Below are 25,654 nucleotides of genomic sequence, written 5' to 3'. Positions count from 1 at the left end.
GTATGCACCAGGTTCAAGCTGACGACGCACGATTGCGCTATGCTTTCGTGATGTCGTCCTGCTGCATCGAATGCATCGCGTTGCAGCGCTTGGGTAACAACAACTCTTGCACTTCTCCGGTCTGTTTTCGTTGTCGCATTGCGACTGAAAACCGTGCTTCGCAGGCCAAATTTGTTATTACCTTTTAGGCAATAGTAATCATTAAAGAACAACAGAATTTGCTAAGTAGTGTTTGCTTGCGACCGCTCAAACAGCGAATTGCATCGAGTCAAACTTGCTGTTGTGTAGAATCCACCGCCCGCTGAAACAGCATGAAATCCCCCTCTGATTTCCGAGTGTCATCGAGTTCGTTCGAACGTGTTGAACGGTTGCCGATGCATTGATCGACATGGTCGATGCATGAGGTCTGCAACTTGATTCCGTGCGGACATTCGATGCGCTATCATTCGTTTCATGACAGCAAACGACACACCACAGCAGACTGCATTCGAGCTTGTCGGAGGGGAAGAAAAACTCCGCACGCTCGTCGATCGTTTCTATGACCTGATGGAACTCGAACCCGAGTTCGCCGGGATTCGCGCAATGCATCCCGAGTCCACAGACGGATCGCGCGACAAACTATTCTGGTTTCTGTGCGGATGGATGGGCGGCCCTGATTATTTTGTCGAGCGCTTCGGACATCCGCGCTTGCGCGCACGGCATCTTCCCTATGCGATCGCATCCGATGAAAGGGATCAGTGGCTGCGTTGCATGGCATGGGCGATGCAAGACGTCGGTATCCCGGAGGAATTGCAGCAGCGCCTGATGCAATCTTTCTACCAGACTGCGGACTGGATGCGTAATCAGGCAGGCTGAATGCGCCCTTGCTTCCTGCGGAAATAATTTCTCCAGGCAACCCGGGAGGATCATGAACACCATCGAACTCGTCATGCTGCTGCTTGCCCTTGCAGTAGTCCTCTTGCAGATCGTCATTCTCTTGCGTGGACGCAGGATCGACACAGCGGAATTGCAACGTCAGTTGCAGCAGGGAAGCGAACGCGTTGAACGCGAACTGCGTGCCGAAGTGCAATCCAGCGCGCGAGGAACGCGACAGGAATTGAGCGGGAGCCTGGGCCAGTTCCAGCAGGCACTTGTTGCCCAGCTGACCAGCGTGGCGACCATACAGAACAACCAGATCGATTCTTTTGCGCAGCAGCTTGCCAAGCTGAACGAGGCCAATGCACAGCAACTCGAATCGATGCGGCTTGCCATCGCGACGCAAGCACAGGCGGGCAGGGAAGAGCAGGCGGTTGCGCTGAAAAGGTTCGGCGATACGCTCAACCAGGCGCTGACGGCGCTGAGCGAATCGAATGCGCAACGCATGGGCGAAGTGCGCGGCACCCTGGAAGCGAAGATACGCGACCTGCAGGAAGACAACGGCAAACGGCTCGAGGAAATGCGCAGGACAGTGGATGAAAAGCTCCACGCGACGCTGGAGCAGCGGCTCGGCGAATCCTTCAAGCTGGTTTCCGATCGTCTTGAGAAAGTGCACCAGGGGTTGGGCGAGATGCAGCAGCTCGCGATCGGCGTCGGCGACCTCAAGCGCGTGCTCACCAATGTGAAGACGCGCGGCACCTGGGGCGAGGTGCAGCTCGAGATACTGCTCGAGCAGGTGCTGACGCCCGACCAGTACGCGAAGAATGTGGAAACCGTGCCGGGCAGCGGCGAGCGTGTCGAGTTCGCGATCAAGCTTCCAGGACAGGAGGATGGCGGCCGTCCGGTATGGATGCCGATCGATGCCAAATTCCCGAAAGAGCAGTATGAACGTCTCGTTGAAGCTGCCGAACTTGCCGACAGCGATGGTGTCGCAGCGGCCGGCAAGGCGCTCGAACGCGCGGTGCATGCCGAGGCCAGGACCATCGCCGAAAAATATTTGTCGCCGCCCCTGACGACCGACTTCGCCATCCTCTTCCTGCCAACGGAAGGCTTGTATGCCGAGGTCATGCGCCGCCCGGGTCTGGCCGACGAGATTCAGCGCGTTTGCCGCGTCACCATTGCCGGCCCTTCGACCTTGTCCGCGCTGCTCAACAGCCTGCAGATGGGGTTCCGCACACTGGCGCTGGAAAAACGCTCGTCCGAAGTCTGGCAAGTGCTCGGCGCCGTCAAGACCGAGTTCGGCAAGTTCGGCGATGTGCTGGCTGCGACAAAGACTACGCTGGAGCGTGCCGCCAAGAATATCGAGCAGGCCGAAACCCGCACGCGCCAGATGACGCGCAAATTGAAGTCCGTCGAAGCACTCCCGTCGGAAACGGCACAACTCCTGCTCGGTGCGGATGCGCCCGAACCGGGAGAGGAATGAACGAACGCCGGCCATCTTCCGGCGGCACTGCGCTGCATTTGTGATAACTTGTCCGGATGATTCACTGTTCCGACAACACTCACGGCTCCCGGTCTGCGTAAACTATGGAAATTGCGATACTGCTTGGCTTGATCATCCTGAACGGCGTGTTCGCCATGTCGGAGATTGCATTGGTGACCGCGCGCAAGGCGCGGCTGCAAAAACTGGCGGAAGCAGGCGACTCTGCTGCGGAGGCGGCGATCAAGCTGGGGGAAGATCCGAACCGATTCCTCTCCACGGTCCAGATCGGCATTACCTCCATTGGCGTGCTCAACGGTATCGTGGGCGAAGCGACGCTGGCGCATCCGTTCGGCGTATGGCTCCACCGCGTCGGCGTCGACAGCCCCTGGGCCGAATACACCGCCACCGGCCTCGTCGTCGTCAGCATCACCTATTGCACCATCGTGCTGGGCGAACTGGTTCCCAAGCGCCTTGGCCAGATGAACCCCGAGGCCATTGCAAGGCTGGTGGCGCGGCCGATGCTCTGGCTCGCAGCACTTACCAAGCCCTTTGTCCGCCTGCTGTCCGGTTCGACGCAGCTTGTCCTGCGCAGCTTTGGCGTCAGCGAACGGATAGAGCCGAGCGTCACGCAGGAAGAAATCAACCTGATGCTCGCCGAGGGGTCGAGCGCCGGCGTGATCGAGCAGCATGAGCACCAGATGGTGCGGAACGTGTTCCGTCTCGACGACCGCCAGATCGCCTCGCTGATGGTGCCGCGCAGCGACGTCGTCTATTTCGATGTCAACGAGCCGCTGGAGGAAAATCTCAAACGCTTCGAGGAAAGCGACCATTCGCGCTTCCCCGTCGTGCGGGGCGGCTGGGAAGAAGTGCTGGGCGTGGCCAATGCGCGCCAGCTGCTGGCGCAGTCCCTGCGTGGAGAGAAGCCGGACCTGATGCAGCATCTGCAGCCGGCCGTGTTCGTGCCCGAATCCTTGACCGGCATGGAACTGCTCGAAAATTTCAAGACCTCGGGTGTGCAGCTGGCATTCATCATCGACGAGTACGGCGAGGTGCAGGGCATCGTCACGCTGCAGGACGTGATGGAGGCCATCACCGGCGAGTTCAAGACGCACCGTGCAGAAGACGCATGGGCGGTGCAGCGCGAAGACGGTTCATGGCTGCTCGACGGCCTGATTCCGGTGCCGGAACTGAAGGACCGTCTCGGCCTGCGCGGCGTACCCGAAGAGGAGCGCGGCCGCTACAACACCCTGAGCGGCATGCTCATGCTGATCCTGGGCCGCCTGCCGCAGACGACCGATATGTGCCATTGGGAAGGCTGGACTTTCGAGATCGTCGACCTCGATGGCAAACGCATCGACAAGGTGCTGGCGACACCGAAAGTTGCCGAGGCGCCGGATGCTTCTTCCGAACCGGCATGACGACGGAAATGCCATCCTTCCGTCACATCCTTTGACCAGCGTCATTGCGCTACGTATCCGTGGACGAGGCCTGCAACGTATTGTCGCGTCGATAGTCCGAGGATGATCCCGAAGGGCGGCGGCATCTTTAAAAAAACGGTGCCGCGACTTCGGGCATAATTTCCGCCACGCAGCATGTGCAAGGCTCAGTCACGGAGGAAGTCATGGTGCATCGCATTCCCGATCCAATGGCGGGCGGGTCCCGTCCGTCGCATCGCCACAAGATCGTCACTGCCGCCGAGGCGGTTCGCCTCATTCATGACGGCGACACCATCGCCACCGGTGGCTTTGTCGGCATAGGATTCGCGGAAAACATTGCCGTCGCCCTTGAGAAGCGATTTCTCGAAAGCGAGGAAGAAATGCTCGGCAAGGGCTCGCCCTCCAACCTCACGCTCATCTATGCGGCCGGGCAGGGCGACGGCAAGGAACGCGGCCTCAATCATCTCGGCCACGAAGGCCTCATCAAGCGCGTCATCGGCGGACATTGGGGGCTGGTGCCCAAGCTGCAGCAACTGGCAATCGCCAACAAGATCGAAGCCTACAACCTGCCGCAGGGCGTCATCACCCACCTGTTCCGTGACATTGCCGCCGGCAAGCCCGGACTACTGTCCAACGTCGGCCTCGGCACCTTCGTCGACCCGCGCCATGGCGGCGGCAAGATCAACGAGAGGACGAAGGAAGAGCTTGTCGAGCTGCTGACGGTCGGCGGCAAGGAATACCTGTTCTACAAGGCGCTGCCCATCAATGTCGGCATCATCCGCGGTACGACTGCCGATCCGGAAGGCAACGTGACGATGGAAAAGGAAGCGCTGACGCTGGAGGCGCTCGCTATCGCCATGGCCGCCCACAATTCCGGCGGCATCGTCATCGTGCAGGTCGAGCGCATCGCCGAGAGCGGTTCGCTCAATCCCCGGCAAGTGAAGATCCCCGGCATCCTCGTCGATTGCGTGGTGGTGGCGGAAAAGCCGGAATACCAGATGCAAACCTTCATCGAGCCCTACAGCCCGGCATTCGCAGGCGAGATGCGCGTGCCGATGTCCTCCATCCAGCCGATGGAAATGAGCGAGCGCAAGATCATCGCGCGCCGCGCGCTGCTGGAAATCAAGCCGAACAACGTGGTCAACCTCGGCATCGGCATGCCGGAAGGCGTGGCCAGCGTGGCGGCGGAGGAGAAGGTGCTGGACCTTGTGACCTTGACTGCCGAGCCGGGCGTGGTGGGAGGCATCCCCGCGGGCGGCCTCAACTTCGGTGCGGCGACGAATGCGGCGGCGATCATCGACCAGCCTTACCAGTTCGATTTCTATGACGGCGGCGGGCTGGACGTGGCCTTCCTCGGCCTGGCGCAGGCCGATAGGCACGGCAACCTGAACGTCAGCAAGTTCGGCCCGCGGCTGGCAGGCGCCGGTGGCTTCATCAACATCAGCCAGAATGCGAAGAAGGTCGTGTTCGTCGGCACCTTCACGGCAGGGAACCTTGAAGTGGCGATCACGCAGGGCAAGCTGCACATCAAACGCGAGGGATCGGCGCAGAAGTTCGTCGACGCGGTCGAGCATCGCACCTTCAGCGGCGAGTACGCGATGCAGCGCGCGCAGACCGTGCTCTATATCACGGAACGGTGTGTCTTCAGATTGATTCTCGAAGGCCTGGAAGTGATCGAGATCGCGCCGGGCATCGATCTCGAGCGCGACATCCTCGGCCAGATGCGATTCCGTCCCGAGGTGAGCCCGCAGCTCAAGCTGATGGATGAGCGGATCTTCCGTCCCGGACCAATGGGCCTGCGCAACGACATCCTGTACTTGCCGCTGGAACAGCGGCTCACCTACAACGCCAAGCGCAATGTCTTCTTCGTGAACTTCGAGGGTTTCGAGGTGAAAAACGTGGCGGATATCGAAGCCATTCGCGACCAGGTGGAAGCGATCCTGCAGCCGCTGGGGAGGAAGGTGCCTGCCGTGGTCAACTACGACAACTTCTCGATCACGCCGGAATTGCTCGACTCCTACGTGGACATGGTGCACGACCTCGCGGAACGCTTCTACGTCCGGGTAACGCGCTATACGAGCAGCGCATTCATGCGCAGCTATTTCGGAACCGCCTTCCGGCGGCATCAGACGGAGCCGGCCTTATATGCGAGCAGGGAAGAAGCATTTTCCCACCTGGGCGATCACTAGCAGAGACCTTCGAACAGCACGATACCCACTTCATCGCCGGCATCGACGTTGCCCTGTCCATGCGGCAGGACGATCATGCAGTTTGCCTCGGACATGGAGCGCAGGATTCCCGAGCCCTGCGATCCTGTCACGCGTACTTGTGCCCGGCCATCCGCACCGTGCGACAGGATGCCGCGCTGGTATTCCGTGCGCCCGGGTTTCTTGCGTATCGACGATTGCGATGTGACATGCAGTAGCGGCAGCGGTTCGCTTTGCGCGCCCATCATCTGCAGCAGCGCCTCGCGGGCAAAGAAGTAGAAACTCACCATCACGGCAACCGGATTGCCGGGCAGGCCGAACAGGTACGCACTCTTGCCGTTCGAAGCGATCTTCCCGAAGGCCATGGGGCGGCCGGGGCGCATTGCAAGCTTCCAGAAATGCACGTCGCCAAGCTTTTCCATCATTGTCGTCGTGTAGTCGGCATCGCCGGCCGACACACCACCCGAGGTCACGATCGCATCCGCACTCTCGCAAGCCGTGCGCAGGGCTGCTTCAAGCGAAACGGGATCGTCGCGCACGACACCTATATCGATGACCTCGCATCCCAGGCGCGCGAGCATGCCGAACACGGTGTAGCGGTTGCTGTCGTAGATGCAGCCTTCATCCAGCGTTTCGCCGATGGAACGCAGTTCATCGCCCGTGGAAAAGAAAGCGACGCGCAGCCGGCGCATCACGGGTACTTCGCCGATCCCGAGCGATGCCAGCAGTCCGAGATCCGCCGGACGCAGGATTTTTCCCTTGCGCAGCGCGGGCGTCCCAGCAGCGAGGTCTTCGCCTTGCCGGCGGCGATTGTCTCCCGCCTTGATAATGCCGGGCGGGATGGTCACCGACGTATCGGTGTGCACGGCGACAAGCTCGTGCGGAATGACGGTATCGCAACCGGACGGCATGACGGCGCCCGTCATGACGCGTACGCATTCTCCCGCGCTGACTTCACCTGCGAAGGGATGTCCTGCGAAAGCAGTGCCGGCGACTTTCAGTGCGACCGTCTCTGTCCCGAGCTCGCTGCCCTTGAAGGCATAGCCGTCCATCGCAGAATTGTCGTGCGCGGGCACATCGATGGGGGAGATGACGTCGGCCGCGAGCACCCGTCCGAGCGCCGCTGCAAGCGTTTGCGTTTCGACACCGTCGACAGGCGCGACATACCCGCGGATGATTTCCTGTGCCTGTCCTGCTTCCAGTGCATCCGGATTGAATCTGGCGATCCGTCCTGCGATATCGTCGAGCTTGGTCATGGGGTATCGAGCTGGTTCAGTTCTTCGCGTGTATTGATGTTGCGGAACGCGGATTCGTCGGGAAAATGGACTTCAACCGCATCCTGAGAACGCATCCATGCCTCCATCCGCCGTCCGCCTTCTTCCAGGTAGCGGACCAGGGGCTCCAGGCACGTCTCGACCTTGAGGATGCAGAAAACGGGATGCGCCTGCTGCGTTTCACCGTGCCCGGTCGCTGCAAAAGCGACATGCGCGCCGCGCTCCTCGAGAGCATCCTTCAGACGCGCTACCAGGTCCATAGGCAAAAAGGGGGAGTCGCAGGGGGCCGTGACAAGGTAGGTGGTGTTGCACCCAAGCAGTCCGGTGTGCAGCCCCGCCAAAGGGCCCGGAAAGGCCTCCATCCGGTCCGGCCAGACCGGATGGCCGAAAGCGCGATAGATGTCGTGGTTCTGGTTGGCGTTGATCGCCAGCTTGTCCACCTGCGGTGACAGGCGCTCAAGGACATGGGCTGCCATCGGTTCGCCGCGAAATGTCTGCAGCCCCTTGTCGACGTTTCCCATGCGGGAGCCACGGCCGCCGGCCAGGATGAGTCCGGTAACGCTCAAGTTCAGCCTCCGATATAGGACATTTCGACCTTGCGCACCGCCATGTCCGGCATTGAGGTGTTTGCGGTTCTCAGCTCCGAGTATCGATCCGTGCGGCGGCGCCAGATATGTGCAATGGCGGTCGCCAGTTCGGCATCGTTTCGTCCGCCGCGGATCAGCGCACGCAGGTCGTGTCCGCTCGTGGCGAACAGGCAGGTGTAGAGCTTGCCCTCGGTGGAAAGCCTCGCGCGGGTACAGTCGCGGCAGAACGCGCGGGTAACGCTCGAAATGACGCCGATCTCGCTGCTGTCGTCCTTGTAGCGCCAGCGTTCGGCGGTTTCGCCGGTGTAGTTGGGTTCGATTTCCTCCAGCGGCATTTCGGCGCCGATGCGGCGGATGACTTCGGCGGACGGCACGACTTCGTCCATTTTCCAGCCGTTGCTGGCACCGACATCCATGTATTCGATGAAACGCAAGATGAAAGGAGAGCCCTTGAAATACCGCGCCATGGGCAGGATTTCCTGATCGTTCATGCCGCCCTTGACCACCATGTTGACCTTGATCGGACCCAACCCCGCTGCATGCGCGGCATCGAGCCCCTTCAGGACATCCGAAACCGGGAAGTCAACATCGTTCATGCGTTTGAATACGGCGTCGTCGAGCGCATCGAGGGATACGGTCACCCGGCGCAGGCCGGCGTCCTTCAGTGCACGCGCCTTCCTTGCGAGGAGAGAGCCGTTCGTGGTCAGCGTGAGGTCGACGGATTCGCCTTCCGGTGTCGTCAGCGCAGCCAGCATCTCGATCAGGCGCTCGACATCCTTGCGCAGCAGCGGCTCGCCGCCGGTCAGGCGGATCTTGCGCACGCCGTGTGCCACGAAAACCTTCGCTATCCGTGTGATTTCCTCGAAGGAAAGCAGCGAGGAATGCGGCAGGAAGGCGTAGTTTTTGTCGAACACTTCCTTCGGCATGCAGTACACACAGCGGAAATTGCAGCGGTCTGTGACCGAAATCCGCAGGTCATGCAGAGGACGCGCGAGGGTGTCCTGCAGGAGGCCGTCCGGCTCCTCAAGTGCATCGGGAATGTCTGGAGCGGCGGCAAGCAGTCGGTGGTCCGCAACGGGGATGATTCTTTCGGCCATGCTGATGGTGCGGTCGATATGGTGTGAGTTCTAAGATACCACGAGACCAATCAGCGCACAGGCGCCGATCAGTGCAATTGTGCCGGCCTTGAAACGGAGCAGGGCAATGGCTGCCGCAACGGCAATCGCCATCGACAGGAGATCCCATTCGGCAGCCGGTCTCTCGAGGCGGAAGACATGTTCGGCGAAGAAGACTGCGAGACTGACAATGACCCCGACGACGGCGGCGGAAATGGCGGTAAGTGGTGCGGTCAGCTTGATGTTTCCCCGGGTGGACTCCACCATCGGCCCACCGGCCAGGATGAAGATGAATGACGGCAGGAAGGTGAAGAAGGTTGCCGTACATGCGCCGGCAATGCCGGCAAGCAGGAGGGAATCCGGCCCGAACACCGCCTTCGCCCACGCCCCGACAAAGCCGACGAAGGCAACGATCATGATCAGCGGGCCCGGCGTCGTTTCTCCCAGCGCAAGGCCGTCGATCATCTGCGCGGGCGTCACCCACTGGAAGTGCTCGACCGCGCCCTGGTACACGTAAGGCAATACCGCATAGGCGCCACCGAATGTCAGCATTGCCGCTTTCGTAAAGAACCACCCCATCTGCCCCAGAGGGCTGGATGCGCCATAAAGCGCCGCCAGCGCCACCCACACGATCCCGCCCAGCGCAATACCCGCCACACTGACGATCACCAGTTTTGGCCACGAAAAGCGGGCATGAACGGGTGTCGGCGTGTCGTCATCGATTAGGGCGGGGCCGTAGGACTTTTTTCCGGCGCTCGAATGCGCGCCGCCGATATGGAATTTTGCAGGAACAATCCTGCTGCCGAGCAGGCCGATGGCACCGGCTGACAGCACGATGAGCGGGAAGGGAACGTCAAGGAACGTGATTGCCATGAACGCCGCAACAGCAATGCCGACGAGCAATTCGTTCTTCAACGACCGGCTTCCTATGCGCCACGCGGCGGCGAGCACGATCGCGACGACCGCGGGCTTGATTCCATACAGCAGCCCGGCGACCACCGGTGTGTTTCCGAATACGACATATACCCAGGACAGGCCGATCAGGATCAGCAGCGAAGGCAGGACGAACAGGGTGCCGGCGATAATTCCACCCCATGTCCGATGCATGAGCCAACCGATATAAACCGCAAGCTGGGTCGCTTCCGGGCCGGGCAAGAGCATGCAGTAATTGAGCGCATGCAGGAAGCGGTGCTCGGAAATCCAGCGGCGCTTCTCGACGAGATCGGCGTGCATGATCGCAATCTGTCCGGCCGGACCGCCGAAGCTGATGAAGCCCAGTGTGAGCCAGTACCAGAACGCCTCGCTCAGGTGCACAGTCTTCGGTGGTTGCAGTTCGGTTTTCATGCGTAAATGGATGTCGGGGAAACAAAAAGGGAGCATATGCTCCCTTTTTGCATTATTGCCATGAAACCCTGTTCAGGTCATGGCGCCCCAGGCGCCTACCGGCGGGTTTCCACCTGGATCAGCGGTTCGTTCGACACCGGAGGCAGCGGCTTGCGAACGCGCGGCACGCGTGGTGGCGGCACGATACGTTCAGCGGCTTCCTGGGCTGCGCGCAGCTTTTCAGGATCGGTCACGGCCAATGTCAGGCCGGCTGCAGCCAGCACGTCACGCAGTTGATCCAACGGCATCGGAGCAGGCGCAACGGATGCAGACGGTGCGGCAACAGGCGCTGCCGGGGCGCGCGGCGTTTCCACGGCGGTGAAAACAGGCACGACGGCAGGAACGGGTTCAACCACGGTTTCCGCAACGGGGGCGGTATCGATGGCAGCCTCAGCCACTACTGCTTCCGCAACTGCCGGCACTTCCGCCGGAGCGGCGACTTCCGCGATTTCCAGTTGTACGGCCTGTTGCACCGCTACACCTTCTTCAGTCGTGTCCTGTTCGGAATCGGCAATGGCCTCGCCGGTTTCGCGATCGCGGCGGTTGCGATTGCGCCCACCGCGACGACGGCGGCGACGGCGCTCTTCGCCTTGCTGTTCGCCTTCACCTTCCGTGCCGGGAGCGGCATCCAGTGCGGTCTCTTCCTCTGCGACAGGAACCTGTTCTTGCGCAACCAGCGCAGGTACCGCGGCAACGGCCGGAATTGCCTTCAGCAAATCTTCTGCCGGTGCGGCTTCCTTGCGCTCTTCGCGCTGACGCTGCTGGCGCTCGCGGCGCGATTCGTTGCCTTCGCGAGGTTCGCGCGGCTCACGTGTCTCGCGTGCTTCACGCGGTTCGCGCGGTTCCCTGGTCTCGCGCGGCTCACGAGGCTCGCGCGGAGGACGGGGCGGACGCTGCGGTTGCGGTGCATCTGCAGCCGGTGTTGCCGCCTGCTTCACGGTCTCTTCGCGGGCGGCGGTATCACGCTCTTCACCACGGTCGCGGCCGCCTCGGCCACGGCGGCTGCGGCCACGGCCATTGCGGTCGCCGCGCTCGCGTGCCTGAACCGGCTTTTCTTCCACTACCGGTGCTGCCGGGGCGACAGGCGCCACAGGCTTCTTGCGGAAGAAACCGAATACGCGGCTGAGGAAACCTTCTTCCACGACGGGAGCGGCCACCGGAGCGGGGGCGGGAGCAGGTTCGACCGGCTTGCGTTCCACGATCGGCGCCGGTTGGTCCGGGGTAATGCCCTTGACCACCGCTTCCTGGCGCGGACGCACTTCTTCCTTCTGGCGCTTGTTGTAGCTGATGTCGGTATCCGCTTCCTCGGCCATGTCGTAGCTGGCTTGCGGTTCTTCCAGGCGCGGATCGTCGTGTTTGATGCGCTCGAGCTTGTAATGCGGCGTCTCGAGGTGCTTGTTCGGGATCAGGATGACCGTCACGCGGTGGCGCGTTTCAATCTTCAGGATTTCGCCGCGCTTTTCGTTCAGCAGGAAGGCGGCCACGTCGACCGGTGCCTGCACGTGGATGGCGGCGGAGTTTTCCTTCATCGACTCTTCCTGGATGATGCGCAGGACTTGCAGTGCGGAGGATTCGGTATCGCGGATGTGGCCGGTGCCGTTGCAGCGCGGGCAGGTCACATGGCTGCCTTCGGACAGCGACGGACGCAGGCGCTGGCGGGACAACTCCATCAGGCCGAAGCGGGAAATCTTGCCCATCTGCACGCGGGCGCGGTCGTAGCGCAGCGCATCCTTCAGGCGGGTCTCGACTTCACGCTGGTTCTTCGCGTTCTCCATGTCGATGAAGTCGATCACGATCAGACCGCCCAAGTCGCGCAGGCGCAACTGGCGGGCCACTTCGTCGGCGGCTTCGAGGTTGGTATGGAGCGCGGTGGTTTCGATGTCGCTGCCGCGGGTGGCGCGGGCGGAGTTGACGTCGATGGAAACGAGGGCTTCGGTGTGGTCGATGACGATGGCGCCACCGGAGGGCAGGGGGACGGTGCGGGAGTAGGCGGTTTCGATCTGGTGTTCGATCTGGAAACGCGAGAACAGCGGCACGTCGTCGCGGTAGCGCTTGACCCGGTGCACCATGTCCGGCATCACGTGGCTCATGAACTGCTGGGCCTGTTCGTAGATGTCGTCGGTGTCGATCAGGATTTCGCCGATGTCAGGCTGGAAATAGTCGCGGATCGCGCGGATGACCAGCGAGGACTCCTGGTAAATCAGGAAGGCGCCCGGTGCTGACTTGCCGGCACCTTCAATGGCGCGCCACAGTTGCAGCAGATAGTTCAGGTCCCACTGCAGCTCTTCCACGTTGCGGCCGATGCCTGCAGTACGGGCAATGACGGACATGCCGGACGGGATTTCCAGCTTGTCCATGGTTTCGCGCAGTTCCTGACGGTCTTCGCCCTCGACGCGGCGGGAAACGCCGCCTCCGCGCGGATTGTTCGGCATCAGGACCAGATAGCGGCCGGCCAGAGAAATGAAGGAGGTCAGTGCCGCGCCTTTGTTGCCGCGCTCTTCCTTCTCGACCTGGACCATGATTTCCTGGCCCTCGCGCAATGCGTCCTTGATGGAGGCGTTACGGACGTCGATGCCTTCCTTGAAGTAGCTGCGCGCCACTTCCTTGAAAGGAAGGAAGCCGTGACGTTCTTCGCCGTAATTGACGAAGCAGGCTTCCAGCGACGGCTCGATGCGGGTAATGACACCCTTGTAGATATTCGACTTGCGCTGTTCGCGGCCGGTCGTTTCGATGTCGATGTCGATGAGTTTCTGCCCATCAACAATGGCCACGCGCAACTCTTCCTGCTGCGTGGCATTGAACAACATACGTTTCATTTTTATTTACTCCGTGACTCTTGGGTCAACTAGACCGCGAACGACGGGCTTCGCCGCCGCGGCAACTGGTACAGGGATGTACGCGAGGTCGGAGTGCTTGAGGGAGGGAATTGCCTTAGTGTGCGGAAGCGCAGTACATCAGCGCGGGAACCGCAACGGGGCGCGGACGTGACTGAAACGGATGCCGAGTGCGCGCAGCATCCGCATCGCGCATTCCGACCGGGGCGTTATGGGCCGGGTCGGGCGCAGCGTCAGGCAGCGAGCATTGTGATGGAGCCAGGTGAATCATGGCATTCAGCGAAATCGGCAAACAGGGGTCAATCACATCAACCAGCGAGCAACCTTATTCAGGCATGCTCGCCAGACATATCCTTGGTATTCAAGCAATCTTGTCCAGCGTCGATGCGCGCTATCCGATTGCAACTGCGGTGCAACCCTGACTCGCACAAGGACGATGCATACACGTCTTTCGGGTACCTGGAAAACAACCGGGCGCCCGGACCGGGATTGGCGGGGCGCGACGCACTCCTGTGCATCTTCGCTCCTCTGACCCTGGTCCTGGGCACTCTTGTCATTTTCGTGGCGCCCTGTCCATCGAATTTGCAATTCGGCGAGGCTGATGGACACGCCCCTGTGTAGAATGTGCTTTTTATTCTCACACGCGCGCCGGTTTGTAACCGACACGAAACAATTATATCTGCAAAATGAAGGACTTAGCGAGATTTTCTGGAGGGCGGACTGATTCGGCTCCAATTGAACAGTCCACTCAGGCATCCGCTCAGGTTCGCCTCGTGACCATTTCCGAAGATGAAGCAGACCAGCGCATCGATAATTTCCTGCTACGTGTTTGCAAAGGCGTCCCGAAAAGCCATATTTACCGCGTGCTTCGGTCCGGCGAGGTGCGGGTCAACAAGGGGCGAATCGACCAGACGTACCGCCTGAAGGAAGGCGACGTCGTGCGCATCCCGCCGATCCGGGTTGCCGAAAAGTCAACGCAATCGGTGCCGGGGGCGGAGTTCAGCATCCTGCTCGAAGATGCCCATCTGCTGGTGATCGACAAGCCTGCCGGGGTCGCCGTCCATGGCGGTTCGGGTGTCAGCTATGGAGTCATCGAGCAGCTTCGCGCTGCTCGCCCCGAGGCCAAGTTCCTCGAACTGGTCCACCGCTTGGACAGGGAAACGTCCGGCGTATTGCTTTTGGCCAAAAAACGTTCTGCCCTGACCGATCTCCATGAGCAGATTCGAGAGGGGGAGTTGGACAAGCGTTACCTGGCACTGGTGCAAGGTGAGTGGAAAAACGCCCGCCAGCACGTCAAGTTGCCGCTATTTAAATACACGACCCCCGATGGCGAGCGCCGCGTTCGCGTGCAGGCCGATGGCCAGGCTTCTCACACGGTCTTTAACCTCGTTCGGCGGTACGGCGACTTCGTCCTTCTGGAGGCGGAGCTGAAAACTGGGAGAACCCATCAGATCCGCGTCCATCTCGCCTCCAGCGGTTTTCCGATCGTTGGCGACGACAAGTACGGTGATTTTGGCCTTAACAAGGCATTGCAAAAGGCAGATGGCGACCGCGTCGCGCTCAAGCGCATGTTCCTCCACGCATACCAGGTGACGTTTCGCCATCCCGGTACCGGGGCGCAAGTCACGCTCAAGGCACAGCTTCCCCAGGAATGCGAACGCTTCCTGAAAAGCATCGAGAAGAAAGCCGCTTGAGCCGCCCCCTCGATTCCGAATTCAATAAAACTCGCAGCAGTGCTGCCCTGATAATGGCAAAAAAGAAATTTGACCTGATCGTATTTGACTGGGATGGAACATTAATGGATAGCACGGGCACCATCGTGACGTGCATCCAGGCTGCGGCAAAAGACCTCGGACTACCCGTCCCCGACGACAAGCAGGCCGCCTACGTTATCGGCCTTGCCTTGCCCGAAGCGATGCAGGCGGTCATTCCCGGGTTGGAGCCCAGGCATTATCCGCATATGGTGGAACGTTACCGTTACCACTACCTCGCCAAGGACCAGGGGCTGACACTGTTCGGCGGCGTCAGGGAAATGCTGGCCGATCTTGCCCAGGATGGGTACTTCCTTGCAGTGGCGACCGGGAAGAGCCGGGTAGGCCTGAATCGTGCCCTTGATGCGGCCAATCTGCTGTCTGTCTTCGATGCGACGCGCTGCGCCGATGAAACCTTTTCAAAACCCCATCCGGCAATGCTCCAGGAGTTGACGCGCGAACTGGGTCAGGACATGCGGCGTACGCTGATGATCGGCGACACCACGCACGACCTGCAAATGGCGGCCAATGCCGGTGCGGCGGGCGTGGGCGTGCATTACGGAGCGCATTCGGCACCGGAGTTGCAAGCATTGGAGCCTTTGTTTATCGCAAGTTCCGTAGCAGAACTGCACACATGGTTGCGCGAAAATGCATAATCCCCCCATGGATGAGATCGCAATTCCGGTTTGCGCATCCTCGGCGCTGCAAGAGGGCGGAAAAGGCGTTCGGTTTCCCGTCACCGCAGGCGGCGAAGATAGTACAGGGTTTGTGGTTCGCTACGACAGCGCTGTCTATGCCTACCTGAACCGCTGTGCCCATGTGCCCATCGAGCTCGACTGGAATGAGGGCGAATTCTTCGAGTCCAGCGGGTTGTACCTGATGTGTTCGACGCACGGCGCGCTGTACACGCCGGAAACCGGGCGCTGTGCCGGCGGGCCTTGCCGGGGAGGTCGCCTGCGGGTGATCAACGTGTTCGAGCAAGATGGCCAGGTCTTTTGGCGCCCCGACGACTACATCAGGCCGGCGAGGGCCTGACGGAAATGAAAAACAGTGAGTAATGAGCGATGATTGAAGATAACTTCGAAGAGCAGAACCAGATACGCAACTCGGTGCCGTCGCCCGAACCTTCCCGCAGTGCCGGTTGGGAGCGGGAGGTCCTCGAGAAACTGGCGTTCGCCACCTTGCGGGAGCAGCGCGCTGCGCGGCGGTGGAATATCTTCTTCCGCTTCATCACGCTTGGCCTGATCGGATTCGGCATGTGGATCGCATTCGGTTATGGCCCGCAGGATACGGAGGTTGTCGGTCCGCATACGGCGCTGATCGAGATCGAGGGCACGATTGAATCCGGCTCAACCGGATCCGCGGATGCAGTGATCCAGGCGCTCAACAGGGCTTATTCGGATGACAGCTCTGTCGGCGTCATCCTGCGCATCAACAGTCCGGGCGGCAGTCCCGTGCAAGCGGGGATGATCAATGACGAAATCATCCGCCTGCGCCAGGAATTCCCGAAGAAGCCGTTGTTCGTCGTGGTGGATGAGATATGCGCCTCAGGGGGGTATTACATCGCTGCGGCTGCCGACAAGATATTCGTCAACAAGGCGAGCATTGTCGGCTCCATCGGTGTGCTGATGGATGGTTTTGGCTTTACCGGCCTGATGGACAAGGCAGGTATCGAGCGCAGGCTGATGACCGCCGGCGAAAACAAGGGGTTCCTCGATCCGTTCAGCCCGCAAAGTGCCAAGCATCGCAACTATGCGCAGGACATGCTCAATGAGGTGCACCAGCAGTTCATCGACGTCGTGCGCCAGGGGCGCGGCAGCAGGCTGAAAGAAACGCCGGAAACCTTCTCTGGCCTTTTCTGGAGCGGATCGAAGGCGGTCGAAATTGGCCTGGCGGATGGTTTCGGCACCGTCGATTCCGTTGCGCGCGACGAGCTCAAGGTGGAGGATATTGTCGACTATACCCAGCACGAGGGCCTGTCCGAGAAGTTGCTGAAAAAGTTCGGCGGGGCAGTTGGAACCGCTGCGATGAATTCGCTCTGGAGCAGTTCGGCACGTCCTGCGTTCCGATAAGTTTTGCTCGTAAGCCGGCCTATTGTGCTGCTTTGCGCCATAGGGATTTTTCAAGACGCAGAGCCGCACCAGGCCTTGAATCCTGCCCCTTGCGGCTTATACTGCAGATGTCTGGTGCCGGTTTCGATCCTGTATCGCACAAGAAGCACGCTACAGGAAAAACTCTCGGACCAGATGTCAGGCGCCGCGTCTCGGACGCGGCTTTGAGAGGCTTGATGGCCTTCTCAATAACTGCCCGATAGGGCATGCAAAACGGCGGCGCAATACCGCCGTTTTGCGCGTTTACGGTCTACTGCGCCAGCATGAGGAATACGGTCGGGCGCTTGTGAAGATGGTCGGTTTTCCCTGCTGCAATGTCATTTTTCCACTTCGCGGCGGTCTGGGTCCGGATCGTTTCGGAGGGGAGCGACAAGTCGGTCGCGCAGCACACCAGCGTGCTTGCCTGACACGTTGTCGTGATCGCCTCCAGCAAGGCGGAATTCCGGTAAGGCGTCTCAATGAACAGCTGTGTCTGCCTTTCCTGGCGCGAACGCTCCTCCAGAGACTTGATCCGCTTCGTTCGTTGCGCCGCGTCGGTTGGCAGGTAGCCATTGAATGCAAAGCTTTGGCCGTTCAGCCCGCTTGCCATGACAGCGAGAAGCAGGGATGACGGACCGACGAGCGGTCGCACCAATATGCCCTCGGCATGTGCAAGCCGGACAAGATTGGCGCCGGGATCGGCAACCGCCGGAACGCCGGCCTCCGAAATCAGTCCGCCATCCCGGCCTTCCTTCAGCGGTGCGAGAAGCAAGGGCAGCGACTTTTCATCAGTATTGACGTTCAGCTCGCTGATCTGGATTTCCTGGATCGGTTTGCATAGAGGGTGCCCTGATCCGATGCGCTTCAGGTGCGCGCGCGTTGTTTTTGCATTTTCGGCGATGAAGTAGTCGAGGCGTGATGTGATTGCCCGGACCTCGTCAGGGATGACAAGATCCAGCGCCACTTCCTGGTCGCTGCTCAGTGCGCCAAGTGTATTGGGAATCAGGTAAAGAATGCCGGTCATGCGGAGTCACGCGCGAAAGAAGGGTACGCCTGCCTGGCGCAACATTGAACACAAGGCGATCATTGGCAGGCCTGTCAAAGCGGTAGGGTCGGTGCTTTCAATGCTTTCGATGATGGCAATACCCAGCCCCTCATTCTTTGCGCTCCCGGCACAGTCGTAGGGTTGCTCGATTCGAAGGTATGCATCGAGTTCGTGGTCGGGAAGGTCGCGAAACGAGACGAAGGTCCGGACGTTCTCGATTTGCATCTGTTCTCCGGCGTTCGAAGTGCGGCTATCCCACAGGCACAAGGCGGTATGGAAAACAACTTTCCGGCCGCGCATTTTTCTCAGCTGGTTCAACGCATTTTCGTGCGTCCCAGGCTTGCCGATCTGTTCTCCATCCAGGGTCGCCACCTGATCGGAGCCGATGACAAGGGCATCCGAGGTGCCGGCAGCGATCGAAAAAGCTTTCTCCTTTGCAAGGCGGAGTGCAGTCTGTTCCGGTGCTTCATCGGACAGCGGCGTCTCGTCGATATCCGGCACGGCGGTCTCGAAAGGCAAATGCAAGCGCGACAACAATTCCTTTCGATACCGGGAACTGGATGCCAGGATCAGGCGGGGGAAGGCGGCTGGGGAGGGCATTTGGAAATCTTTTTTGAATGATCGCTCAACAAAAGCGGCCTAACACTTTGACGAATAAGGGAAAAGCCTGTTATTATCGCAGGTTTTCCGGGTTCGGCTCGACGTATGAATGCTTTTGTGATCGACGCCTTTGAATTTTGTCGGCTCAAAGAGCGTCGCGAGGGGGAAATCCCCGTCGCCGACTTGCCCAGGTTGGCAGAAGAGTCGGTCGACAAGTCCGGCGCCATCCGCTGGGTCTTGCAGGGTGGCAGCGACATGCGCGGGCATCCGCAGTTGAATCTGGCGGTGTCCGGTGCATTGAATCTGATGTGTCAGCGCTGCCTGACGCCGTTCGCGTTTCAAGTCGAGTCTGACGCAACGCTCATACTTGCGCAGGACGAGAGCAGTGCAGATGAAATTGACGCGCAACTCGCTGATGAATCCGTCGAAGTCATCGTGGGTAGCCACAGTTTCGATGTGGCGCAAGTCATCGAGGATGAAGCGTTGCTGACGATCCCGTTGTCGCCGAAACACGATGTCTGTCCGGATTTGGCGGGGAAGGCGGTGCCGCAAGAGGTCGAGAAGGAATCGCCGTTCGCGGTGCTGAAGAAACTCAAGCAGTAGAAGTACACAAGGATTCCCGGGGTGCAAGAGTTTGCAGGCCGGATATGTTAAAATTTCAGATCTTAAGGTTTAGGAGTCATCATGGCCGTTCAACAGAATAAGAAGTCCCCGTCCAAGCGTGGTATGCACCGCTCGCACGATCACCTGAGCGTTCCGCCGCTGGCAGTCGAGCCGACCACCGGCGAAACCCATCTGCGTCACCACATCAGCCCGAATGGCTACTACCGTGGTCGCAAGGTCCTCAAGACCAAGAACGACGAGTAATTGCAGTCATTGTTCGAAGGCGAAAAGCGGCGCGACGAGTTTGACTTGGCGCCGTTTTTTCATATGCTGAAAAAGTGCATCGCGTCATTTTGAATCACGCCGGATCTGGCCCGCTAGTTGGTTAGAGCGAGGTACTGAGTCAAAACAATGACAATCAAAATTTCCATCGACTGCATGGGTGGCGATCACGGCCCATCGGTTACGATTCCCGCAGCCGTCTCCTTCGCTAATCACGAACCTGGCGCCGAATTGATCTTGGTCGGTCTTGAGGATGTCATTCGAGCCGAACTGAAAAAGCTTCACGCTTCCTCGAATCCACGTCTCTCCGTTGTCAATGCAACAGAAGTCGTCACCATGGACGACCCTGTTGAAGTGGCGTTGCGCCGGAAGAAGGATTCTTCCATGCGCGTGGCCGTCAACCTTGTCAAGGAAGGCAAGGCCGATGCGTGCGTATCCGCTGGCAATACCGGCGCACTCATGGCCGTCTCGCGCTATGTCCTGAAGACGATTCCCGGAGTCGACCGTCCTGCAATTTGTTTCCCGATGCCGAACCAGACCGAGACGCCGACCTACATGCTGGACCTCGGTGCCAACGTCGACTGTGAGCCGCAGCATCTTCACCAGTTTGCATTGATGGGCTCCGCGCTGGTATCGGCCCTCGAGGACAAGGCCAAGCCGACAGTGGGCTTGCTGAATATCGGCGAAGAGGACATCAAGGGCAACGAAGTCGTCAAACAGACCGCTGCACTGCTGCGTGCCGACCACGAGAAGGGGATCATCAACTTCTATGGGAACGTGGAAGGCAATGACATCTTCCTGGGTACCACGGATGTTGTCGTCTGCGACGGCTTCGTCGGAAACGTCGTGCTGAAGGCTTCCGAAGGTCTTGGGCGCTTCCTGAAGACCGTATTCAAGAACGAGTTCAAGAGCAATCCGGTTAACATGCTTGGCGCCTTCATTGCGCAAGGCGCCCTCAAGGCCATTTCTCAACGCATGAATCCATCCCGCTATAACGGCGCGAGCTTCCTCGGTCTACGCGGCCTGGTGTTCAAGAGCCATGGCGGCGAGGATGCCTACGGCTACGAATGGGCGATCAAGCGTGCGTACGATGCTGCAAGCCACGACCTGCTGTCGCGCATTACGAAAACGATTGCGGAGCTGATGCCGCAACAGGAGGCGGCGAAGGCAGTTGCAGCGCCGGGCGACGTCACAGAACTAACTCACCAGAAGACGGCATGACGCTCTATAGCAAAATTATCGGCACCGGAAGTTATCTGCCTCCCAAGCGCGTAACAAACCAGGAGTTGGCAGTCCAGTTGGCAGAGAAGGGGATCGAGACCTCTGACGAATGGATCGTCTCTCGCAGCGGTATCTCGGCACGTCACTATGCCGAGCCAACAGTGCAGTCCAGCGATCTTGCGGTTGAGGCTGCAAAGCGCGCGCTGCAGGCGGCCTGCCTGACTCCGGGCGATATCGATCTGATCATTCTTGCGACATCCACGCCCGATCATTTCGGTGGATTTCCTAGCACGGCCTGTGTCGTGCAGCGCAAGCTTGGCATCACCAACGGCGGCGCTGCCTTCGATGTGCAGGCAGTGTGCAGCGGCTTCGTCTACGCGATGTCCGTCGCCGACAGCTTCATCAAGTCCGGCGCGCACAAGAACGTGCTCGTCATCGGCGCCGAAGTATTCTCGCGCATCCTGAATTTCGACGACCGCACGACCTGCGTGCTCTTCGGTGACGGCGCGGGCGCCATTGTCATGTCCGGCTCGAACGAGCCCGGCATTCTTGCAACCAGGCTTCACGCTGACGGCAGTCATGGCGATATCCTGTGCGTTCCCGGCAGCGTCACTGGTGGCGCCATCGAAGGAAGCGCCTTCCTGTACATGGATGGACAGGCCGTATTCAAGCTTGCCGTGTCGGTTCTGGAAAAGGTTGCCAATGAGGCGCTTGAGGCTGGCGGCCTGGAGTCGAGCCAGATCGATTGGCTGGTACCGCATCAGGCCAACATCCGAATCATGCAGGGCACGGCAAAGAAGCTCGGATTGCCTCTCGAAAAAATGATCGTTACTGTCGACCAGCATGGCAACACATCGGCAGCCTCCATCCCTCTTGCGCTGGATACCGCAGTACGCGACGGCCGTATCAAGCCAGGACAGAATGTCATGATGGAAGGCGTCGGTGGCGGATTCACCTGGGGTGCGGTCCTCGCACGCATGTAACTACCTAAAAAATCAAGATAGCGCATGACCAAATTTGCATTTGTATTTCCCGGGCAGGGATCGCAAGCCATCGGCATGTTGAATGGATTTGCCGATAATCCCGTTGTTCAGCAAACCGTTGCCGAGGCATCGGATGCGCTGCAATTCGACTTGGGCAAGCTGATTGCCGAAGGCCCGAAGGATGAGCTCGACTTGACGACGAACACCCAGCCCGTCATGTTGACCGCAGCGGTAGCCTGCTATCGCGCCTGGATCGCTGCCGGCGGCAAAGTGCCTGCGATTGTCGCCGGTCACAGCCTTGGCGAGTACTCGGCGCTGGTCGCTTCCGGCGTCATTCTGTTCAAGGACGCTGTTCCCCTTGTGCGTTTCCGCGCCCGGGCAATGCAGGAAGCCGTGCCCGTGGGGCAGGGGGGCATGGCTGCGATTCTCGGCTTGTCGGACGATGATGTGCGTGCCGCATGTGCCGAGGCGGCGCAAGGCGAAGTGGTCGAAGCGGTCAATTTCAACGCCCCCGCGCAAGTTGTGATTGCAGGCCACAAGGCCGCAGTGGAGCGGGCATGTGAAGCGGCGAAGGCAAAAGGTGCAAAGCGCGCGCTTCCGCTGCCGGTCTCGGCGCCGTTCCACTCCTCGTTGCTGAAACCCGCTTCCGATCGTCTCCGTGACTATATGTCCGGTCTCACGTTCTCTGCTCCCAAGTTGCCTTTGATTAACAACGTAGACGTTGCCATTCTGCAGGATGTCTCAGCTATCAAGGACGCTCTGGTGCGCCAGGCCGCCAGCCCTGTCCGGTGGGTCGAAACCGTTCAGAAAATGGCCGCCGAAGGTGTCTCGCATGTTGTCGAGTGCGGCCCCGGCAAAGTCCTGGCCGGTCTGACCAAACGCATCAACGGTGATCTGGTTGGCGAAGCGATATTCGATCAGCCTTCTTTGGATAAAGTACTGGAGCTTCTCAAGTGAATCTGAACAATCAAGTAGCCTTGGTAACCGGGGCATCGCGCGGTATCGGTCGAGCGATCGCGCAGGAACTCGCCAGGCAAGGTGCCAAGGTCGTGGGTACTGCAACCAGCGAATCGGGAGCGGCAGCGATTTCGGAATACCTAGCGGCGATCCGTCCTGAATGTGGCAAGGGCGCAGTGCTCAACGTCACCGATTCCGATGCATGCAATGGCGTGATCGAAATGGTGCAGAAGGAATTTGGCGGACTATCCGTTCTCGTCAATAACGCCGGCATCACTATGGATCAGCTGGCGATGCGGATGAGAGACGAGGAGTGGGACGCCGTTATCGCCACCAACCTGACTGCCGTCGGCCGTCTCTCCCGCGGTGTTCTGCGCGGCATGATGAAGGCGAAGTACGGACGCATCATCAATATCACGTCCGTGGTTGGCTCCTCCGGAAATGCGGGGCAAATGAATTACGCCGCGGCAAAGGCGGGCGTGGCCGGCATGAGCCGTGCGCTTGCGCGCGAGATTGGCAGCCGCAACATCACCGTCAACTGCGTCGCTCCGGGGTTCATCGACACCGACATGACCCGCGAACTCGGCGAGCAGCAGACGGCTGCGCTGATGCAGCAGATTCCGCTCGGGCGCTTCGGCCAGCCTGAAGATATCGCCACCGCAGTTGCGTTCCTTGCCTCGCCACAAGCCGGTTACATCACGGGCACAACGCTGCACGTGAATGGCGGAATGTACATGAGTTAAGTAGCTCTTGGGCGCTTTTGGCCGAAGATCAAGCATTATTGAAAACAAAAGCCAAAAGTGAATTTTCACTGCGCAAACCTGATAAAATGCGCGCACTTTCTGTAATCCACTGGAGGGATAATATGTCCGATATCGAACAACGCGTTAAGAAGATCGTCGCCGAACAACTGGGCGTCGCCGAAGCCGACATCAAGAATGAGTCGTCTTTCGTTGATGACCTCGGTGCCGACTCGCTTGACACGGTTGAACTCGTGATGGCACTCGAAGACGAATTCGAAATGGAAATCCCTGACGAGCAGGCCGAAAAGATCACGACGGTGCAACAGGCGATCGATTACGCCAAGGCACACGTCAAGGCTTGATGCTGTTTTGATTCAAACCAGGAGTACCGCTTGAGCCGCTCTCGTGAACGTCGAGTCGTAGTGACCGGCCTCGGTTGCGTTTCTCCCGTCGGCAATTCGATTGCCGATGCGTGGGGGGCGCTGATCGAAGGCAAGTCAGGCATTGCGACCATCACCAAGTTTGACGCCACGCCTTTTTCGACCCGCTTCGCCGGCGAGGTCAAGGGCTTCAATATCGAGGACTACATCCCCGGTAAGGAAGCGCGTCACATGGATGACTTTATCCACTACGGGATGGCTGCTGGCATCCAGGCGATTCAGGACAGCGGCCTGACCGCGACCGAGGAAAATGCCGAGCGTATCGGCGTCATCGTCGGTTCGGGTATCGGCGGGCTTCCGATGATCGAGGAAACGCACGCAGAACTGACCAACCGCGGCCCGCGCCGCATCAGTCCGTTCTTCGTGCCGGCGTCGATCATCAACATGATCTCCGGCCATCTCTCGATCAAGTACGGTTTCAAGGGGCCCAATCTCGCATTGGTGACCGCTTGTACGACCGGCTTGCATTGCATTGGTGCAGCTGCCCGCATGATCGAATACGGCGACGCAGACGTCATGGTTGCTGGCGGTGCGGAGTCGACTGTATCGCCTCTCGGCGTCGGCGGCTTTGCCGCAGCGCGCGCACTTTCAGCACGTAACGATGATCCGGCAACAGCGTCCCGCCCATGGGACAAGGATCGTGACGGCTTCGTGCTGGGCGAGGGAGCCGGCGTGATGGTGCTGGAAGAGTACGAGCACGCCAAGGCACGCGGCGCAAAGATTTATGCGGAAGTTCTTGGCTTCGGCATGAGTGCCGATGCGTACCACATGACTGCTCCGCGCGAGGACGGTGACGGTGCACGCCGCTGCATGGTCGCCGCGTTGAAGAACGCGGAGATTAATCCGGAGCAGGTGGATTACGTGAATGCCCACGGCACCTCGACGCCACTCGGCGATCTCGCCGAGACGGTCGCCATCAAACGCGCACTGGGCGAGCACGCGGGCAAGGTGGTTGTGAATTCGACCAAATCCATGACTGGTCACCTGCTTGGCGGTGCCGGTGGTCTGGAGTCGGTATTCACGGTGCTGGCAGTGCACAACCAGGTATCACCGCCCACAATCAATATCTTCAACCAGGATCCGGAGTGCGATCTGGATTACTGCGCCAACACCGCACGGCAAATGCCGATCAATATCGCGGTCAAGAATTCGTTCGGCTTTGGCGGCACGAACGGAACACTCGTTTTCGGCAAAGTCTGAATCGGCGTTCCCCTCTCATCGCAGAGGGGAACGTCAGGCACTCGCCAACTTCCCAATTCCATGTCCATTGCGGTATCAACCGTCGTGCATCCATCGCGCGTTCTTTTCGCGCTTAATGGCGCGATGGCGTCGATTGCTGTAGGCGTCGCGATTGCCATCGGCGCAGGGTATATCGGCGACCTGCCTATCCCTGTCCGTGCACTCCTTTCCTCGCTGGTGTTTTTCCTCGCCTCCTTTGGGTTTTATCATGGCATGCGGAGCCGAAAAACCATACAACTTGATATCTCCGGCACAGGTCAGATCCGGCTGCTGAAGGCAGTGGGACAGCCCTCTTGTACTGCCGCGATCAGGCCGCATGTAAAGGAGATAGGCGAGGTTGTTCGTCTGATGAAGGACTCAACGATCTGGCCGCATATGCTTGTGCTTCGCCTGCAGTCGGAAAGTGGACGAACGACAGTTGTGCCGGTTTTCCCTGACAGCGTCGATCGGGAGGCCTTTCGGGCCCTGTCGGTTGCATGCCGGTGGATTTCTGTGCAGAACGAAACGCACCCGGAAATTTTCTGAA

25 protein-coding genes are annotated in these 25,654 nt (G+C 59.8%); 18 read left to right on the top strand and 7 right to left on the bottom strand.

All coding sequences use genetic code 11. The features are described from left to right. Positions 1-453 precede the first annotated feature (453 nt). From AC3WOY_RS03635 to AC3WOY_RS03620, 4 genes are all read left to right on the top strand, one after another. Positions 454-855, top strand: coding sequence for a group II truncated hemoglobin (locus AC3WOY_RS03635; protein ID WP_492421006.1), 402 nt, complete (start codon positions 454-456; stop codon positions 853-855). A 52-nt stretch (positions 856-907) separates the two neighbouring features. After that, positions 908-2,338, top strand: coding sequence for a DNA recombination protein RmuC (locus tag AC3WOY_RS03630; RefSeq protein WP_492421005.1), 1,431 nt, complete (start codon positions 908-910; stop codon positions 2,336-2,338). Between the two features lie 104 nt (positions 2,339-2,442). Next, on the top strand, positions 2,443-3,756 hold the full coding sequence (locus AC3WOY_RS03625) for a hemolysin family protein (protein ID WP_492421004.1): 1,314 nt from the start codon (positions 2,443-2,445) through the stop codon (positions 3,754-3,756). 203 nt (positions 3,757-3,959) lie between these two features. Then, a complete protein-coding gene (locus tag AC3WOY_RS03620) occupies positions 3,960-5,963 on the top strand; it encodes an acyl CoA:acetate/3-ketoacid CoA transferase (protein WP_492421003.1) in 2,004 nt (667 codons plus the stop codon). On the opposite strand, the gene moeA is transcribed toward AC3WOY_RS03620, so the two are convergent. The 5 genes from moeA to AC3WOY_RS03595 all read right to left on the bottom strand — a co-directional run bounded on the left by moeA (position 5,960) and on the right by AC3WOY_RS03595 (position 13,156). After that, positions 5,960-7,237: a molybdopterin molybdotransferase MoeA gene (gene moeA / locus AC3WOY_RS03615; protein WP_492421002.1), complete on the bottom strand. Its 1,278-nt coding sequence runs from the start codon at positions 7,235-7,237 to the stop codon at positions 5,960-5,962. The two genes, AC3WOY_RS03620 and moeA, sit on opposite strands and share 4 nt — an antisense overlap. Then, positions 7,234-7,821 carry a molybdenum cofactor guanylyltransferase MobA gene (gene mobA / locus AC3WOY_RS03610; RefSeq protein WP_492421001.1) on the bottom strand — a complete coding sequence of 196 codons (588 nt, stop codon included), beginning with the start codon at positions 7,819-7,821 and terminating at the stop codon, positions 7,234-7,236. The genes moeA and mobA overlap by 4 nt, the downstream gene beginning before the upstream one ends. A 2-nt stretch (positions 7,822-7,823) precedes the next feature. Continuing rightward, on the bottom strand, positions 7,824-8,939 hold the full coding sequence (gene moaA, locus AC3WOY_RS03605) for a GTP 3',8-cyclase MoaA (protein WP_492421000.1): 1,116 nt from the start codon (positions 8,937-8,939) through the stop codon (positions 7,824-7,826). Positions 8,940-8,969: 30 nt separating this feature from the next. After that, complete coding sequence (gene chrA, locus AC3WOY_RS03600) at positions 8,970-10,301, bottom strand: chromate efflux transporter (RefSeq protein WP_492420999.1); 1,332 nt, start codon at positions 10,299-10,301, stop codon at positions 8,970-8,972. Positions 10,302-10,396: 95 nt separating this feature from the next. Continuing rightward, positions 10,397-13,156 carry an Rne/Rng family ribonuclease gene (locus AC3WOY_RS03595; protein ID WP_492420998.1) on the bottom strand — a complete coding sequence of 920 codons (2,760 nt, stop codon included), beginning with the start codon at positions 13,154-13,156 and terminating at the stop codon, positions 10,397-10,399. Positions 13,157-13,443: 287 nt separating this feature from the next. Between AC3WOY_RS03595 and AC3WOY_RS03590 the strand changes: the two genes are divergently transcribed. From AC3WOY_RS03590 to AC3WOY_RS03570, 5 genes are all read left to right on the top strand, one after another. Then, entirely contained in the window at positions 13,444-13,596 is a 153-nt protein-coding gene (locus AC3WOY_RS03590) for a hypothetical protein (protein WP_492420997.1), read from the top strand. A gap of 264 nt (positions 13,597-13,860) precedes the next feature. Then, a complete protein-coding gene (gene rluC, locus AC3WOY_RS03585; RefSeq protein ID WP_492420996.1) occupies positions 13,861-14,868 on the top strand; it encodes a 23S rRNA pseudouridine(955/2504/2580) synthase RluC in 1,008 nt (335 codons plus the stop codon). 53 nt (positions 14,869-14,921) lie between these two features. Continuing rightward, on the top strand, positions 14,922-15,581 hold the full coding sequence (locus tag AC3WOY_RS03580; protein ID WP_492429169.1) for an HAD-IA family hydrolase: 660 nt from the start codon (positions 14,922-14,924) through the stop codon (positions 15,579-15,581). 7 nt (positions 15,582-15,588) lie between these two features. Continuing rightward, a complete protein-coding gene (locus AC3WOY_RS03575; protein WP_492420995.1) occupies positions 15,589-15,960 on the top strand; it encodes a Rieske (2Fe-2S) protein in 372 nt (123 codons plus the stop codon). Positions 15,961-15,989: 29 nt separating this feature from the next. Continuing rightward, positions 15,990-16,997: a S49 family peptidase gene (locus AC3WOY_RS03570; RefSeq protein ID WP_492420994.1), complete on the top strand. Its 1,008-nt coding sequence runs from the start codon at positions 15,990-15,992 to the stop codon at positions 16,995-16,997. A 289-nt stretch (positions 16,998-17,286) separates the two neighbouring features. On the opposite strand, the gene AC3WOY_RS03565 is transcribed toward AC3WOY_RS03570, so the two are convergent. Together AC3WOY_RS03565 and AC3WOY_RS03560 are read right to left on the bottom strand one after the other, a co-directional pair. Further along, positions 17,287-18,039: an SAM-dependent methyltransferase gene (locus tag AC3WOY_RS03565; RefSeq protein WP_492420993.1), complete on the bottom strand. Its 753-nt coding sequence runs from the start codon at positions 18,037-18,039 to the stop codon at positions 17,287-17,289. A 6-nt stretch (positions 18,040-18,045) separates the two neighbouring features. Continuing rightward, a complete protein-coding gene (locus AC3WOY_RS03560) occupies positions 18,046-18,660 on the bottom strand; it encodes a Maf-like protein (protein ID WP_492420992.1) in 615 nt (204 codons plus the stop codon). Positions 18,661-18,765: 105 nt separating this feature from the next. On the opposite strand from AC3WOY_RS03560, the gene AC3WOY_RS03555 reads away from it, so the two are divergent. From AC3WOY_RS03555 to AC3WOY_RS03515, 9 genes are all read left to right on the top strand, one after another. Further along, positions 18,766-19,263, top strand: coding sequence for a YceD family protein (locus AC3WOY_RS03555; protein ID WP_492420991.1), 498 nt, complete (start codon positions 18,766-18,768; stop codon positions 19,261-19,263). Positions 19,264-19,344: 81 nt separating this feature from the next. Further along, positions 19,345-19,527 (top strand): 50S ribosomal protein L32, encoded by a 183-nt coding sequence (rpmF, locus tag AC3WOY_RS03550; protein ID WP_057293158.1) that lies wholly within the window; start codon positions 19,345-19,347, stop codon positions 19,525-19,527. A 147-nt stretch (positions 19,528-19,674) separates the two neighbouring features. Continuing rightward, positions 19,675-20,766 (top strand): phosphate acyltransferase PlsX, encoded by a 1,092-nt coding sequence (gene plsX / locus AC3WOY_RS03545; RefSeq protein WP_492420990.1) that lies wholly within the window; start codon positions 19,675-19,677, stop codon positions 20,764-20,766. Further along, complete coding sequence (locus AC3WOY_RS03540) at positions 20,763-21,749, top strand: beta-ketoacyl-ACP synthase III (RefSeq protein WP_492420989.1); 987 nt, start codon at positions 20,763-20,765, stop codon at positions 21,747-21,749. Before plsX ends, AC3WOY_RS03540 begins: the two co-directional genes overlap by 4 nt. 24 nt (positions 21,750-21,773) lie before the next feature. Further along, on the top strand, positions 21,774-22,706 hold the full coding sequence (gene fabD / locus AC3WOY_RS03535) for an ACP S-malonyltransferase (RefSeq protein WP_492420988.1): 933 nt from the start codon (positions 21,774-21,776) through the stop codon (positions 22,704-22,706). Beyond that, a complete protein-coding gene (gene fabG / locus AC3WOY_RS03530) occupies positions 22,703-23,449 on the top strand; it encodes a 3-oxoacyl-ACP reductase FabG (RefSeq protein WP_492420987.1) in 747 nt (248 codons plus the stop codon). The genes fabD and fabG overlap by 4 nt, the downstream gene beginning before the upstream one ends. Before the next feature lie 122 nt (positions 23,450-23,571). Beyond that, positions 23,572-23,811, top strand: a complete 240-nt coding sequence (gene acpP / locus AC3WOY_RS03525) for an acyl carrier protein (RefSeq protein WP_040041346.1) — start codon at positions 23,572-23,574, stop codon at positions 23,809-23,811. 30 nt (positions 23,812-23,841) lie between these two features. Beyond that, complete coding sequence (gene fabF, locus AC3WOY_RS03520) at positions 23,842-25,089, top strand: beta-ketoacyl-ACP synthase II (RefSeq protein ID WP_492420986.1); 1,248 nt, start codon at positions 23,842-23,844, stop codon at positions 25,087-25,089. A 60-nt stretch (positions 25,090-25,149) separates the two neighbouring features. After that, positions 25,150-25,653, top strand: coding sequence for a protein YgfX (locus AC3WOY_RS03515; protein WP_492420985.1), 504 nt, complete (start codon positions 25,150-25,152; stop codon positions 25,651-25,653). The last annotated feature ends 1 nt before the right edge of the window (position 25,654 follow it).

It is taken from the genome of Noviherbaspirillum sp. FW303-A3 (assembly GCF_058788695.1).
The sequence above is the reverse complement of the archived record's forward strand: the minus strand, read 5'-3'. Positions and strand labels throughout refer to the sequence as shown.

Excerpts from the sequence above, each read along its gene's own strand:
- AC3WOY_RS03635 (WP_492421006.1), top strand. The coding sequence starts at position 454 with ATGACAGCAAACGACACACCACAGCAGACTGCATTCGAGCTTGTCGGA.
- AC3WOY_RS03630 (WP_492421005.1), top strand. The coding sequence starts at position 908 with ATGAACACCATCGAACTCGTCATGCTGCTGCTTGCCCTTGCAGTAGTC.
- AC3WOY_RS03625 (WP_492421004.1), top strand. The coding sequence starts at position 2,443 with ATGGAAATTGCGATACTGCTTGGCTTGATCATCCTGAACGGCGTGTTC.
- AC3WOY_RS03620 (WP_492421003.1), top strand. The coding sequence starts at position 3,960 with ATGGTGCATCGCATTCCCGATCCAATGGCGGGCGGGTCCCGTCCGTCG.
- moeA (WP_492421002.1), bottom strand. The coding sequence starts at position 7,237 with ATGACCAAGCTCGACGATATCGCAGGACGGATCGCCAGATTCAATCCG.
- moaA (WP_492421000.1), bottom strand. The coding sequence starts at position 8,939 with ATGGCCGAAAGAATCATCCCCGTTGCGGACCACCGACTGCTTGCCGCC.
- chrA (WP_492420999.1), bottom strand. The coding sequence starts at position 10,301 with ATGAAAACCGAACTGCAACCACCGAAGACTGTGCACCTGAGCGAGGCG.
- AC3WOY_RS03595 (WP_492420998.1), bottom strand. The coding sequence starts at position 13,156 with ATGAAACGTATGTTGTTCAATGCCACGCAGCAGGAAGAGTTGCGCGTG.
- AC3WOY_RS03590 (WP_492420997.1), top strand. The coding sequence starts at position 13,444 with ATGGCATTCAGCGAAATCGGCAAACAGGGGTCAATCACATCAACCAGC.
- rluC (WP_492420996.1), top strand. The coding sequence starts at position 13,861 with ATGAAGGACTTAGCGAGATTTTCTGGAGGGCGGACTGATTCGGCTCCA.
- AC3WOY_RS03580 (WP_492429169.1), top strand. The coding sequence starts at position 14,922 with ATGGCAAAAAAGAAATTTGACCTGATCGTATTTGACTGGGATGGAACA.
- AC3WOY_RS03575 (WP_492420995.1), top strand. The coding sequence starts at position 15,589 with ATGGATGAGATCGCAATTCCGGTTTGCGCATCCTCGGCGCTGCAAGAG.
- AC3WOY_RS03570 (WP_492420994.1), top strand. The coding sequence starts at position 15,990 with ATGATTGAAGATAACTTCGAAGAGCAGAACCAGATACGCAACTCGGTG.
- AC3WOY_RS03565 (WP_492420993.1), bottom strand. The coding sequence starts at position 18,039 with ATGACCGGCATTCTTTACCTGATTCCCAATACACTTGGCGCACTGAGC.
- AC3WOY_RS03560 (WP_492420992.1), bottom strand. The coding sequence starts at position 18,660 with ATGCCCTCCCCAGCCGCCTTCCCCCGCCTGATCCTGGCATCCAGTTCC.
- AC3WOY_RS03555 (WP_492420991.1), top strand. The coding sequence starts at position 18,766 with ATGAATGCTTTTGTGATCGACGCCTTTGAATTTTGTCGGCTCAAAGAG.
- rpmF (WP_057293158.1), top strand. The coding sequence starts at position 19,345 with ATGGCCGTTCAACAGAATAAGAAGTCCCCGTCCAAGCGTGGTATGCAC.
- plsX (WP_492420990.1), top strand. The coding sequence starts at position 19,675 with ATGACAATCAAAATTTCCATCGACTGCATGGGTGGCGATCACGGCCCA.
- AC3WOY_RS03540 (WP_492420989.1), top strand. The coding sequence starts at position 20,763 with ATGACGCTCTATAGCAAAATTATCGGCACCGGAAGTTATCTGCCTCCC.
- fabD (WP_492420988.1), top strand. The coding sequence starts at position 21,774 with ATGACCAAATTTGCATTTGTATTTCCCGGGCAGGGATCGCAAGCCATC.
- acpP (WP_040041346.1), top strand. The coding sequence starts at position 23,572 with ATGTCCGATATCGAACAACGCGTTAAGAAGATCGTCGCCGAACAACTG.
- AC3WOY_RS03515 (WP_492420985.1), top strand. The coding sequence starts at position 25,150 with ATGTCCATTGCGGTATCAACCGTCGTGCATCCATCGCGCGTTCTTTTC.